Raw genomic sequence first — 12,589 nt, 5'->3', positions numbered from 1 at the left:
CGGTCCCCGGCAGGACGCACGACCGGGAAGGAGACCTGGCCGGGCCACCCCGACGCCGACGACAGGGGCACCGGTAGGGCTGCGCGGTCACCGGCGGCGGGCCCCGGTGGGGCCGGCGCGGACGGCGGCGCGGCGGCGGATCCGTCGGCGGGTCCAGCGGGCCGCCTCCAGCAGGCCGGTGATCGCGACCGAGAGCCCGATGCCGGCCAGCACACCCCGGATCGGGTCGCGTTCGAAGGCCAGCCCACCGAAGTAGCCGAGCAGCGCGCAGTACCCGGCCCAGGTCGTGACGGCGAGCGCGTCGTAGCCGAGGAAGGAGCGCAGCGGGTAGCGGACCGCGCCCATGGTCAGGGTCACCGCGGTACGCCCGCCGGGGACGTACCGGGCGGTGGCGAGGATCATGCCGCCGCGCCGGTCCACCGCCCGGCGGGCCCACTGCGAGCCGGCCCGGCGGCGGCTGTTCATCGGCAGCCGGGCCAGGCGGTGGCTGCCGCCGGAGCGGCCGAGGGCGTACGAGAGGTGGTCGCCGGTGAACGCGCCGACGGCAGCCACCACGATCACCCCGGCCAGGCTGGGTGGCCCGGTGGCCGCGAAGACCCCGGCGGTGACCACCACCGTCTCCCCGGGTACCGCCGGGAACACCGCGTCCACCGCCGTGATCAGGAAGATCACCAGGTACACCCAGGGTGAGGCGACCGTCTCCCGGAGCAGGTCGAGCAGCGACTGCATGTCCCCATGCTCGACCGCCCGGCGGCCCGGCCGGGGCCCTTCCTGCGCAAACGCCCCGCCCGGACCAGGGCTGTCCTAGACGACCGGGCTCGCCGGGGTGCGCGCCCACTCCACCTTGCCCTCGGCCGTGGGGGAGTGGGAGGTGAGCACCACGGGTACGCCGAGCGCCGCCGCCACCGCGTCCGGCCAGTCGACCGGGGGCCCGGCGTCGTACACCGGTCGGGCGGCGAGCAGGCGCGCGGTGAGGGCGGCCTGCCGGTCCAGGTCGCCGGGCGGGCCGGGGGTCAGTTCGTCGATGGTGTCGTACCGTTGGCAGATCCGCAGGTCGACGCCCCGGTCGGCGAGGTCGAGGTGGGTCAGCGCGAGCCCGTCCACCCCGCCGGCCACCGCCAGGGCGTACCGGTGGGCGACCGCGTCGAAGTGACCGAAGCGGAACCGTCCCTGCCACGGGTTGGTCGGGTTGCGCGGGTCGGCCAGCGGCAGCGTCGGGTCCTCGGTGACCAGCGGGCCCGGCCCGTGCCGGGTGGTGACGGTACGCAGCACGCCCAGCCGTTCCGCCTGACCGGCCAGTCCCCCCTCGGCGAGCAGCGTCTCGGCGTTGGCGACGGTGGTGGTGCTCCAGGTGGTGTACGGGTGGAACCCGTGCCACTCGTCCAGCAGCACCCCCTGCGCCCCCTCGAAGACGCAGGTCCCGGTGCGCAGCACGCCGCTCAGGTACGACCGGTCGACGATCGCCACCCGGTCGGCGAAGGCGGTGAACGCGGGCAGGCAGTCCGCCACCGGCGGGGCGTCCAACGGGCCCAGTTCGGCGGTGAGCCGGTCCCGCAGCGCGGTGAGCCGCCGGCGCAGCAGCACCGGGTTCCGGCAGTCCGCCACCCGGGGCGCCTCGTCGGGGTGGGTGAGGCCGTACGCGACGGCCTCACCCACCCCCAGCCCGCAGGAGCCGTGCCGGTCGGCGCCCCGGGCCAGCTCCCGGGCCCGGTTGGCGGCCCGGTGGTACGGCGTGCCCAGCAGGGCCTCCCCGTCGACGGTGAGCCGGTCGAGCGCGTCCGGCACCCCCACCTCGGCGAGGTGGTCGGCCTCGGCGGCCAGCGCCAGCGGGTCCACCACCACGTGCCGGGACAGGTGGGTCCGCACCCCGGGGCGGAACGTGCCCGCCCCGAACTGCGCGAACGTGTGGTGCCGACCGTCGCGCAGGACGACGTTGTGCGCCGCCTGCGCGCCCCCGTTGAACCGGACCACCGTGTGCACCGGCCGGGTGGTGCAGAGCCAGTCCACGACGGTGCCCTTCCCGGCGTCGCCGTACCCGAGGTCGACCACCACCACGTGCCGCCCCCCGGCCCCGATCCCGCCCCGGGCGGGGCCGACGCCGTGGGCGTCGGCCCCGCCGAGGTGGGCCGCGCCGCCGGTCACAGCCGGGTCACCCCGCCGGGCCGGCCCTGCGGCGCGGGCAGTGCGGTGGCCGTCGGCAGGGCGCTGACCTGGTTCCGGGTGCCCCGGTCCAGCCGGGCCAGCGCCTTCGAGACGGTACCGGTCGCCGCCGACCCGGCCCGCTGGAGGTCCCGCAGCCCCTCCTCCAGGTCGATGGCCTGCTCGCCGAGGCCGACGGTGAGCGCGATGGTCTCGCAGGTCGCCTCCAGGTCGTCCAGCTCGACGGCGTTCTGCCCGAGCAGGTCACGCCAGAAGGCGAGGACCTTCCCGTTGCCCGCGTAGTGGCTGCCGGCGGGGAGCAGGTAGTACGTGTCCCAGCGCTGGGTCAGCTCGTCGACCATCTGCCGCAGCGGCACGTCCTCACCCAGCTCGGCGCCGATCAGCTTGCGGACCTCCGACCGCTTCACCCCGGCGTACGCCAGCTCGTCGCCGATGATGAAGAGGTAGCCGCGCCGGCCCCGCTTCTCCCAGCTGTCGGTCGTCGTGTGCCGGGCCATGAAGTACATGGCCAGTTCGTACGACTCCCGCATCTGGCCGCCCCCGCCGCCCTCCAGCACGATCCGGCCGAGGTCGTCGTCCATCCGGTTGTCCGACTCGAACTGCCCGACCTGCAACGGCACCCGGTCGCAGGTGGCGTCGCCGATCGCGCCGAACATGATCTGCGGGTCGCTGGCGTACCCCTGGCGTTGCAGCAGCCCGAGCAGTTGCGGCAGCTTGGCCTGGAGGGTGCGCGGGACGTGCCCCATCGAGCCGGTCACGTCGAAGAGCACGGCGATCGGGGTCGACTGCGGGTGCTCGGCCGAGTCCCGGCTCTCCCGGGTCGCCCCCCGGGGGTCGAGGGCGGCGTGCACGGTGCGCGCCCCGCTGTCGCTGTACGAGAAGGCGCTCTTGCCGGTGGTCCGGCGGTACCGCTTCGCGGCGTCGTAGACGTCGGTGGACCAGACTCCGCTGCCCATGGCAGCCTCCTTAGGGGTTGAGGGTGAAGGGTCGGAAGGTGCGGGGGCCGTAGAGCCGCTCCAGCACCTGGTCGAGTTCGCCGAGCAGCCGCCAGGCGTCGTCGGCGCGGGACCGCAGCGCCGCCTGCCGGCAACCCCGGGCGAAGGCGCGCAGCTCGCGCGGGGCCCGGTCGCCCATGAGCCAGGTCAGGCAGCCGGTGGCGAGCCAGAGGTCGGTGCCCGGCCCGGCCGGTCGCTTCCCGGTGACCTCCGGCGGGTACCAGTCCTCGTGGCCGGGGACCAGCGCCGGGACGGTGCCGCCGACCGGGGTGGAGAAACACCAGTCGACCAGCACCACACCGTGCCCGTCCGGCTCGATCAGCACGTGCCGGGGGAGCACCGCGCCGTGCACCACCCCGGCCCGGTGGGCCAGGCCGAGGGCGACCAGCAGCCGTCGCCACATCCAGGCCGCGTCGCGGGCGTCCAGCCCGTCCGGGTACGCCCGGCGCACCTCGTCCAGGCTGTGCAGCCCGGGTACGGTGGCCAGCACGTTGATCCGCCGTTCCGCCCCGGTGCCGGGCTCCCGGTGCCGGAAGCTGTCCACCAGCCGGGGCACGTACGGCAGGTACCGGGGGTCGCCCCGTTCCTCGATGGTGCGCAGGGCGTGCACCTCGCGGGCCATCAGGTCGTTGTCGCTCGGGTTGCGGGGCAGCTTGAGCAGCGTGTCCGCCCCGACCTCGTACAGGTCGGCCAGGTCACCGGCGTACCGCAGCGCGCCGAGCCGGTGGTCGCCGAGGACGACCGGGGAGCCCGTACCGCCGGGGTGGCCGGCCCGCCACCGGGTGGTGACCCGGACGAACGCCTCGGTGGCCTGGGCGCGTACCCGCTCGTCGGCCGTGCCCAGCCGGTCCGGGTGCAGGGCCGCGCAGAGTTCCCGGTAGCGGCGGGCCGGGGCGTCCACCCCGAACAGGTCGGCGTCGGTACGCGCGGTGGCGACCAGCCGGATCGCCTCGTCGGTCCTCACCGCACCGCCTCCTCCCGGGCGGGGCGCAGCAGCGCCGGGTGCAACAGGCGGGCGTCGCCGGCCCGGTAGAGCTTGGCCCGGGGACCGCCGCGCGCCCCGCCGCGTTCGGTGCTGACGCCGGTGCTCTCCACGAAGCCCGGCACGGAGAGCACCTTGCGGTGGAAGTTGCCGGCGTGCAGCGGTTGCCCCCAGACCGTCTCGTAGACGGCGCGCAGCTCGGTGATGGTGAACTCGGGGGCCAGGAAGCGGGTGGCCAGCGGGGTGTACTCCAGCTTGGACCGGGCCCGCTCCACCCCGTCGTCGATGACCCGGGCGTGGTCGAAGGCGAGCTGCCGGCCGGGCAGCGCGGTCACCGGCAGCCAGCCGGCCTCCTCGGCGTCGCTGCCGGCGGCGGCGTCGGGCAGGTCGGGGGCGAAGGCCAGGTGCGCCACCGAGACGATCCGCATCCGGGGGTCCCGGTCGGGGTCGCCGTAGCTGCCGAGCTGCTCCAGGTGGATCCGGTGCAGCCGCTCACCGCCGAGCCCGGTCTCCTCGGCCAGCTCCCGGCGGGCCCCGGTGATCAGGTCCTCGTCGGGGCGGACGAAGCCGCCCGGCAGCGCCCAGTGACCCGCGAACGGCGGCTCGCCCCGGCGGATGAGCAGCAGGTGCAGCGCGCCCTCGCGGATGGTCAGGGCGACCACGTCCACGGTGACGGCGACCGCCGGGTACGCCCGGGGGTCGTAGCTGGCGAGGAACTCCTGCTCGTTCACGTCGACTCTCTCCACTCGATCTTCTCTGATTGAGAACGACTCAATCTGAGAACAACTTATCCCACGATCGGGTGAACGGCAAGTCCGGAGCGGTCGTGGCATCCCGTGCGCCCCGCGCTGGGCGGGCGGCCCGGCACGACGCGCCCTTTCGAGCTGCCCTCACGAACGGGGCGGCTCACAGGCAGGGTGGCTTGCGGACAGGGCGGCTCGCGAACGGGGCGGCTCCGGTTTCCCGGTACCCGCGCGGGTGGCCCGGCGTCCGTGGGGCGACCCCGTCAGGTCCGCGTGCCGTGCCCCGTCCATGCGGGCAGCTCGAAAGGAGCCGCCGCAAGGGTGCCCCGCCGGCCCGCGACGCCGCCGTGGCCGGGCACGGCGGTCAGGCCGGCGCGGCCTGCGTCAGGGCGCCGGTGAGATGGGGACGGCCGGTGCGGGCGTCGTGCAGGGCGAAGCCGCCCTCCGGCGTGGCGCTGAAGTCGACGGTCGACGGCAACGGCACGGGCAGCTTGAACGCCACCTCCACGGTGTACGCCTCGGGCACCCGGTTCGCCAGGGCGGCCAGGCAGCGGGCCAGGCTCCACATCCCGTGCGCGATCGGGCGGGGGAAGCCGAACAGCCGCGCCCCCAGCCGGGAGGTGTGGATCGGGTTGTGGTCACCGGAGACCCGGGCGTAGTCCGTACCCACCTGGCGGTCCACCCGCCACCGCGCCGAGGCGGCCGGCGGCGCGGGCCGCTCGGCCGGGTCGCGCCCGGCACCGCCGTCGGGGGTCCGCTCCCGGCGCAGGTACGTCGAGACGCCGCGCCACACCTCCGTGCCGCCGACCGAGGCGACCAGCACCACGTCGACCTGGCGGCCCCGCGCGTGCGGGCGCAGGTGTTCGGCGTACCCGACGAGGTCCAGCGGCTCGCCGGCGTCGACGGGGCGGTGCATGGTGATCCGGTTCGCCACGTGCACCAGGCCGACCAGGGGCAGCGGGAACCCCGGCCCGGTCATCAGCCGCAGCCCCAGCGGGAAGCCCAGCACGTGCGGGTACGTCGCCGGCAGCCGGTCGGTCAGCCGGAACCCGCAGACCCGGTCGTACCCGGCCAGGTGGGCGCGGTCGACGGTGACCCCGCCGACGGCCAACTCCACCGCCGGCAGCGTGCCGTCGCCCCGGCCACCGCGACCGGGCAGCGTCCCGAGCAGGGCCCGCCGGTACAACGGCCCGGCCGCCGGCAGCCGCCCCAGCTCCACCCGCTTCCGCCCACCGTCACGCCGGTCGCCCATCACGCCCCCAGCAGGCTCTGGCCGCAGACCCGGACGACGTTGCCGCGCAGCGCCCCGGAGGCCGGCCAGGCGAGCCACCCGATCGTCTCGGCCACGTCCACCGGCAGCCCGCCCTGCGCCATGCTGTTCATCCGGCGGCCCGCCTCGCGGACCACCAGCGGGATCCGGGCGGTCAGCCGGGTCTCGATGAACCCCGGGGCGACCGCGTTCAGGCTGATCCCCCGCCCGCCCAGCACCGGGGCGGTCGACCGGACCAGGCCGATCACGCCGGCCTTGCTGGTGGCGTAGTTGGTCTGGCCCCGGTTGCCGGCGATCCCGGCGATCGAGGAGACCGCGACGATCCGCCCGCCGTCGCCGATCAGCTCCCGCCCCACCAGCACGTCGTTGATCCGCTCCGGGCTGGAGAGGTTCACGTCGATCACCTGGTCCCACCGGTCGGGGTCCATCCGGCCGAGGGTCTTGTCCCGGGTGATGCCGGCGTTGTGCACCACCACGTCGACCCGGCCGTGCCGGTCGGCGAGGTGCCGGGCCAGCCGGTCCGGCGCGTCCGGGGCGGTCAGGTCGAGCTGCACGGCGGTACCGCCGATCTCGTTGGCGACCTCGGCGAGGGCGTCCCCGGCGGCCGGCACGTCCAGGGCCACCACCCGGGCGCCGTCGCGGGCCAGCAGCCGGGCCAGCGCCGCCCCGATGCCCCGGGCCGCCCCGGTGACCAGCGCGACCTGCCCGTCCAGCGGCCGGTCCCAGTCCGTCGGGGCGGACGCCCGCCCGGTGCCGACCCGGAGCACCTGCCCGGAGACGTACGCCGAGCGGCCGGAGAGCAGGAACCGCAGGGTGGACTCCAGGCCGGTGCGGGTGCTGTCGTCGCCGTCCGGGGTGACGTACACCAGTTGCGCGGTGACGCCCCGGCCGAACTCCTTGCCGATGCTGCGGATCAGCCCCTCGACCGCCCGCTGGGCGGTCGCCTCCCGGGGCGTGGCGCACTCCTCGGGCGGGGTGCCGAGCACCACCACCCGGCCGCCGGGCAGCACCGAGCGGGCGTACGGGTGGAAGAAGTCGTAGAGCTGGCGCAGGGCGGTGGAGTCGGTGACGCCGGTGGCGTCGTACACCAGGGCCCCCACGCGGGCCCCGGCGGCGGAACCGGCGGCCGGGTCGCGGACCTCGACCCCGGCGGCGGTCAGGAGCGCGCCGACCGGCTCGGCGAGCCGTCCCCCGGTGGCCGCGCCGAGCAGGGCGGGGCCGGGCAGGAGCGGGTCGCCGGGGGTGTGCCGGCGCAGCCGGGGCGGGTCGGGCAGCCCGAGACGCCTCACCAGCGTGCGACCGGCCGCCGATCGGACGAAACTCGCGTACCTGTCGGTCATAGGCGTAGCCTACTGGCGAGTAAGTACAGGGCAAGCCCTACGAGGAGGCGGGATCGTGCAGAGCGTCCGGCGGGTCGCGGTAATCGGCGGCAACAGGATCCCCTTCGCCCGGTCCAGCTCGCGGTACGCCAGCGCGTCCAACGCCGACCTGCTCGGCGCGGCGCTGGACGGTCTGGTGGCCCGGTTCGGGCTCGCCGGGCAGCGGGTCGGCGAGGTGGTCGCCGGGGCGGTGCTCAAGCACTCCCGGGACTTCAACCTCGCCCGCGAGGTGGTGCTCGGCTCGACCCTCGACCCGCACACCCCCGCCTACGACATCCAGCAGGCCTGCGGCACCGGTCTGGAGGCGGCCGTCCTGGTCGCCAACAAGATCGCCCTCGGGCAGCTCGACGTCGGCATCGCCGGTGGCGTCGACACCACCTCGGACGCCCCGCTCGCGCTCAACGAGGAACTGCGGCGCACCCTGCTGCGGCTCAACTCCGCCCGGACCCTCGGCGAGCGGCTGAAGATCGCCGCGCGGCTGCGTCCGCACCAGCCGTTCCGGCCGGAACTGCCGCGCAACGCCGAGCCGCGTACCGGGCTCTCCATGGGGGAGCACGCCGCCCGGACCGCGCTGCGCTGGAACATCGACCGGGCGGCCCAGGACGAGTTGGCGCTCCGCTCCCACCAGCGGCTCGCCGCCGCGTACGACCGGGGGTTCTTCGACGACCTGATGACCCCGTACCTGGGGCTGACCCGGGACCAGAACCTGCGCCCGGACACCAGCCTGGAGAAGCTCGGCGCGCTCAAGCCGGTCTTCGGTCACCGGGGCCCGGACGCCGAGCGGGCCACCATGACCGCCGGCAACTCGTCCCCGCTCACCGACGGCGCGTCGACGGTGCTGCTGGCCAGCGAGGAGTGGGCGGCCGAGCGCAACCTGCCGGTCCTGGCCTGGTTCTCCTTCTCGGAGACGGCCGCCGTCGACTTCGTGCACGGCGACGAGGGACTGTTGATGGCACCGGCGTACGCGGTGCCCCGGATGCTGGCGCGAGCCGGGCTGACCCTCCAGGACTTCGACTTCTACGAGATCCACGAGGCGTTCGCGTCGCAGGTGCTGGCCACCCTCGCCGCCTGGGAGTCCCCGGAGTTCTGCGCCGACCGGCTCGGCCTGTCCGCCCCGCTCGGCCCGGTCGACCGGGACAAGCTCAACGTCACCGGCTCCAGCCTCGCCGCCGGTCACCCGTTCGCCGCCACCGGCGGTCGCATCGTCGCCACCCTGGCCACACTCCTCGCCGAGAAGGGCACCGGCCGCGGCCTGATCTCCATCTGCGCCGCCGGCGGCCAAGCCGTCACCGCCATCCTCGAACGCTGACCCGCCCGCCCGGAGGGGTCGGGGCGCGTTCACCGGCGGTTCAGGTGAGGGCGGGCTGCTGTTGGGTTGCGGACGGGAGGCTGACGGTGTGGCGCGCGTGAACCGTGCGCCGTCCGCCGGAACCTCATCGCCGGAACGGGGCCGACAGGTCGATGGAGATCAGCTCAGCCGGGGCGCTGACCCTCTCCGTGGTCATCCCCATGTTCAACGAGGAGGACGTGGTACCCGGGCTCGTCGCCCGGCTCCGGCCGGTCCTCGACGCCCTGGCCGTCGACTACGAGGTCGTCGCGGTCGACGACGGCAGCGGTGACGGCACCGCCCGGGTCCTCGCCGACGAGGCCCGCTCCTGGTCACACCTGCGGATCGTGCGGCTGCGCCGCAACAGCGGCCACCAGGCCGCGCTGACCGCCGGGCTGCACCGCGCGCGCGGGCGGTGGGTGGTCAGCATCGACGCGGACCTCCAGGACCCGCCCGAGGTCATCGCCGACATGCTGCGGCTGGCCCGCGAGGACGGCGTCGACGTCGTCTACGGCGTCCGCGCCGACCGCAGCACCGACACCGTCTTCAAGCGCCGGACGGCCGGGCTCTACTACTGGACGATGCGCCGGGTCGTCGGCGTCGACCTGCCCGCCCAGGCCGGTGACTTCCGGCTGCTCAGCCGGGACGTCATCGAGGTGCTGCGCCGGCTGCCCGAACGTACCCCGGTCTACCGGCTGCTGGTCCCGTCGCTCGGCTTCGCCAGCGCCGAGGTCCACTACACCCGCGAGGTCCGCGCCGCCGGCCGGACGAAGTACCCGCTGCGCCGGATGGTCGGGCTGGCCTGGGACAGCACGGCGAACTTCTCCGCCGCCCCGTTGCGGCTCGCCACCTGGCTGGGGCTGCTGAGCTTCGCCGGCAGCCTGCTGCTGACGGTGTTCGGCGTCGCCGCGTACCTCGGTGGCGCCACCATCCCCGGCTGGACGTCGCTCTTCGTCGCGGTGCTGCTGTTCAGCGCCGTCCAACTGATCTGCCTCGGCCTGCTCGGCGAGTACGTGGGCCGGATCTACCGGACCGTGCAGGACCGGCCGGCCTTCCTCGTCGGCTCCGACTCGATCGACCCGGTGCAGACCCCCGACGGTCGCGTCCGGTCCGACACCCCCGGACAGCGTGCGGCCGTACCGGCCAATGGTTGACCAGGCCCTCGCACCGGACCCGCCGCCGGGCCAGGGCGCCGCACCCCAGGCGGACCGGCCGCCGACCGACCGGCCGCCGGGCGTTCCCGGGGTGGGCCGTCGCGTCGTCGGGGTCCTGCGCCGGGTGGCGGCGGCGGGCCTGTGGGCGGCCGTCCTCGCCGGTCTGGTGTACGCCTGGTGGTGGACCGACACGCCGACCGACGACATCCGGGCGTACCTGGTGTACTGGCTGGCGGGGCTGGTGCTGCCGGGCACGCTGGTGCACCGCGCGCTGCGCGGCAGCCGGGGCAACCTGCCCGAGGACCTCGGGTACGGCGCGGCGGTCGGGCTCGTGCTGGAGTTGGCCGCCTGGGCGCTCGCCACCGCCACCGGGGCACAGTCGGCGCTGCGCTGGTGGTCGGTACCGGTGGTGCTGCTCTTCCTCGTCGTGCCCCGGCTCCGGCGGCACTGGCGGGTCCGGGAGCCGCGCCCGCTCCCGCTGCGCTGGCACCTGGCGATGGCGGTCCTGCTGGGCCTGATCATCTGCTGGGCGGCGGCGCAGTGGGAGGACCTCCCGCTCCCGCCGGCCGACTTCGCGTACTACCAGGACCTGATGTACCACCTGGGGCTGGTGCAGGAGTTGACCCGCAGCATGCCCTTCGAGCTGCCCCAGGTGGCCGGGGAGACGCTGCGGTACCACTACCTCTCCGACGCGCACATGGCCAGCGCCAGCCTGGTCACCGGCAGCCACCCGGCGACCGTCCTGCTGCGGTTGTGGCTGGTACCGGTCGCGGCGACGGCGGCCGTGGTGACCGCCGGGCTGGCCCGGGACCTCGCCGGACGGTGGTGGGTCGGGCCGGTCGGCGCCGGAGCCGCGTACGTGGGGGTGCCGCTCACCCTCGGCTCGCCGGTGAGCGCCGGCGGCGGCCTGGCGCTGTCGTTCGCCAGCCCGTCGCAGACGTACATGTTGCCGCTGCTCATGCTGCTCACCGGGCTCTGCGTGGACCTCGTGCGGGGCCGGGGCCTCGGGCCGGCCTGGGTGCTGCCACCCGTGCTCGCGCTGGCCTGCACGGGGGCGAAGTCCAGCGCGCTGCCGCCGTTGATCGCCGGCCTCGGCCTGGCCGGCCTGGTGGCCTGGGGGCGGGCCCGCCGGTTCCCGTGGCGGGTGCTGCTGGCCCTGGTCACGCTGATGGCGGCGATGGCGGCGGGGTACCGGCTCTTCGCCGGTGGGGGCGCGGGGGTGCTGGTACTCCAGTTCTTCGGGCTGGTCCGGCACATGGACCCGTACCGGGAGACGCTCGGCGTGGACGACCCGATCGAGATCGGCGGGCTGCTGCCGCCCGGGGTGGCCGCCGCCGACGGGTCCACCGGCTGGCACGTCGCCCTCGGCATCCTCGGGTTCTGGCTGGTGCTGCAACTGCCCCGGCTGGCCGGGCTGCTCGTCACGGTGAGCCGGGGCGGGCGGGGCGACCCGGCGGCCTGGCTGCTCGGCGGGGCGGTCGTCGCCGGTACCACCGCCTGCTGGACCCTGTTCCACCCGTCGGCCAGCCAGCTCTACTTCTTCGCCGCGGTGATGCCCTTCGGGGCGGTGCTGACCGGCTGGCTGCTGGCGGTGGCCCGGCCACCGTGGCCGGTGCTGCTCACCGCCGCCGCCGGTGGGGCCGCCGCGCAACTGCTCGTCCCCCCGCTCGCCGAACCGGCCGAGACGGTACCGGCCTGGCAGTCGGCGATGGCCGACACCGCCTGGCGGGTACTCGCCCTCGTCGGGGCCGCCGCCCTGCTCGCCGTCCTGCTCACCTGGCCCCTGCGCCGCCTCCAGCGCCGATCCGCACCGGCCCACCCGGTGGCCGCCGGCTCCGCGCCGGCCGGTCCTGGGTCGGCTGGTTCCGGGGCGGTTCGGCCGGCGCGGGTTCGGGGCCGGTGGGCGGCGGTGGCGAACGCCGGGGTGGCCGCGGCGCTGCTCGGGGCGAGTGTCGCCGAGGGCGTGGACCTGACCGTCCAGTGGATCGTCGACGAGCCCCGCCCCCCGGCCGCCGCCGAGCGGCTGGTCACCGCCGACGAGATGCGGGCGGCCCTCTGGCTGGACGGGCACGCCGGTGCCGACGACCTGGTCGCGACGAACGTGCACTGCCAGCCGGTACGCACCTACGAGAACTGTGACGCGCGGGCGTTCTGGGTGACCGGGCTCGGTGGGCGGCGGGCCCTGCTGGAGAGCTGGGGGTACAGCGACGCGGTGGTCGCCGAGCACGGCCGCGACGGGCGCTCCTACCCGCTGCAACCGGCCCCCGACCCGGAGGTGTACGCCCTGAACCAGCGGGTCTTCACCGCCCCGGCCGCCGGGGACCTGGCCCGGCTGCGCCACGGGTACGGCGTCCGCTGGCTCTTCGCCGACACCCGGGCCGGCACGGTCTCCCCGGACCTGTCCCGACTGGCCCCGATCCGCTTCACCGCCGGCCCCGTCACCATCCACGAACTCCCCTGACCCCCGCCCCCTCTCCCTCGCCCCCCTCGCCCCCGCCCCCGCTTCCGCGATCTTGCGGTTGCCGCCCGTGTGATGCGGTACCTGCGGCATTTGTCGGGGCGCGAAGTGCAAGATCGCG

10 protein-coding genes are annotated in these 12,589 nt (G+C 75.6%); 3 read left to right on the top strand and 7 right to left on the bottom strand.

Annotation, left to right across the window (positions count from 1 at the left end):
* Positions 1 to 87: 87 nt before the first annotated feature.
* From ACQUFX_RS24800 to ACQUFX_RS24770, 7 genes are all read right to left on the bottom strand, one after another.
* A complete protein-coding gene (locus ACQUFX_RS24800) occupies positions 88 to 729 on the bottom strand; it encodes a DedA family protein (protein ID WP_428962671.1) in 642 nt (213 codons plus the stop codon).
* 75 nt (positions 730 to 804) lie between these two features.
* Entirely contained in the window at positions 805 to 2,052 is a 1,248-nt protein-coding gene (locus tag ACQUFX_RS24795) for an adenylosuccinate synthetase (protein ID WP_428967071.1), read from the bottom strand.
* A gap of 86 nt (positions 2,053 to 2,138) precedes the next feature.
* Positions 2,139 to 3,116, bottom strand: coding sequence for a hypothetical protein (locus ACQUFX_RS24790; protein ID WP_428962670.1), 978 nt, complete (start codon positions 3,114 to 3,116; stop codon positions 2,139 to 2,141).
* A gap of 10 nt (positions 3,117 to 3,126) precedes the next feature.
* The gene (locus ACQUFX_RS24785) at positions 3,127 to 4,119 is read right to left on the bottom strand and encodes a serine/threonine protein kinase (RefSeq protein WP_428962669.1); all 993 of its coding nucleotides are present in this window, start codon (positions 4,117 to 4,119) and stop codon (positions 3,127 to 3,129) included.
* Positions 4,116 to 4,868 carry an NUDIX hydrolase gene (locus ACQUFX_RS24780; RefSeq protein WP_428967070.1) on the bottom strand — a complete coding sequence of 251 codons (753 nt, stop codon included), beginning with the start codon at positions 4,866 to 4,868 and terminating at the stop codon, positions 4,116 to 4,118. Before ACQUFX_RS24780 ends, ACQUFX_RS24785 begins: the two co-directional genes overlap by 4 nt.
* Positions 4,869 to 5,244: 376 nt before the next feature.
* Positions 5,245 to 6,132 carry a MaoC family dehydratase gene (locus ACQUFX_RS24775; RefSeq protein ID WP_428962668.1) on the bottom strand — a complete coding sequence of 296 codons (888 nt, stop codon included), beginning with the start codon at positions 6,130 to 6,132 and terminating at the stop codon, positions 5,245 to 5,247.
* Positions 6,132 to 7,490 (bottom strand): 3-oxoacyl-ACP reductase, encoded by a 1,359-nt coding sequence (locus ACQUFX_RS24770; protein ID WP_428962667.1) that lies wholly within the window; start codon positions 7,488 to 7,490, stop codon positions 6,132 to 6,134. Before ACQUFX_RS24770 ends, ACQUFX_RS24775 begins: the two co-directional genes overlap by 1 nt.
* Positions 7,491 to 7,545: 55 nt before the next feature.
* Here ACQUFX_RS24770 and ACQUFX_RS24765 point away from each other — a divergent pair, with 55 nt between their 5' ends.
* The 3 genes from ACQUFX_RS24765 to ACQUFX_RS24755 all read left to right on the top strand — a co-directional run bounded on the left by ACQUFX_RS24765 (position 7,546) and on the right by ACQUFX_RS24755 (position 12,471).
* Positions 7,546 to 8,838 carry an acetyl-CoA C-acetyltransferase gene (locus ACQUFX_RS24765; RefSeq protein ID WP_428962666.1) on the top strand — a complete coding sequence of 431 codons (1,293 nt, stop codon included), beginning with the start codon at positions 7,546 to 7,548 and terminating at the stop codon, positions 8,836 to 8,838.
* A gap of 152 nt (positions 8,839 to 8,990) precedes the next feature.
* Complete coding sequence (locus ACQUFX_RS24760; protein WP_428962665.1) at positions 8,991 to 10,010, top strand: glycosyltransferase family 2 protein; 1,020 nt, start codon at positions 8,991 to 8,993, stop codon at positions 10,008 to 10,010.
* Positions 10,003 to 12,471 (top strand): hypothetical protein, encoded by a 2,469-nt coding sequence (locus ACQUFX_RS24755; protein WP_428962664.1) that lies wholly within the window; start codon positions 10,003 to 10,005, stop codon positions 12,469 to 12,471. The genes ACQUFX_RS24760 and ACQUFX_RS24755 overlap by 8 nt, the downstream gene beginning before the upstream one ends.
* Positions 12,472 to 12,589 lie beyond the last annotated feature (118 nt).

This window comes from Micromonospora fluostatini, from assembly GCF_050410825.1.
Lineage (GTDB): Bacteria > Actinomycetota > Actinomycetes > Mycobacteriales > Micromonosporaceae > Micromonospora > Micromonospora rosaria.
The sequence above is the reverse complement of the archived record's forward strand: the minus strand, read 5'-3'. Positions and strand labels throughout refer to the sequence as shown.

Bases quoted from the DNA above. Each gene is read 5' to 3' on its own strand.
- ACQUFX_RS24775 (WP_428962668.1), bottom strand. From the start codon at position 6,132: ATGGGCGACCGGCGTGACGGTGGGCGGAAGCGGGTGGAGCTGGGGCGG.
- ACQUFX_RS24790 (WP_428962670.1), bottom strand. From the start codon at position 3,116: ATGGGCAGCGGAGTCTGGTCCACCGACGTCTACGACGCCGCGAAGCGG.
- ACQUFX_RS24755 (WP_428962664.1), top strand. From the start codon at position 10,003: ATGGTTGACCAGGCCCTCGCACCGGACCCGCCGCCGGGCCAGGGCGCC.
- ACQUFX_RS24770 (WP_428962667.1), bottom strand. From the start codon at position 7,490: ATGACCGACAGGTACGCGAGTTTCGTCCGATCGGCGGCCGGTCGCACG.
- ACQUFX_RS24800 (WP_428962671.1), bottom strand. From the start codon at position 729: ATGCAGTCGCTGCTCGACCTGCTCCGGGAGACGGTCGCCTCACCCTGG.
- ACQUFX_RS24760 (WP_428962665.1), top strand. From the start codon at position 8,991: ATGGAGATCAGCTCAGCCGGGGCGCTGACCCTCTCCGTGGTCATCCCC.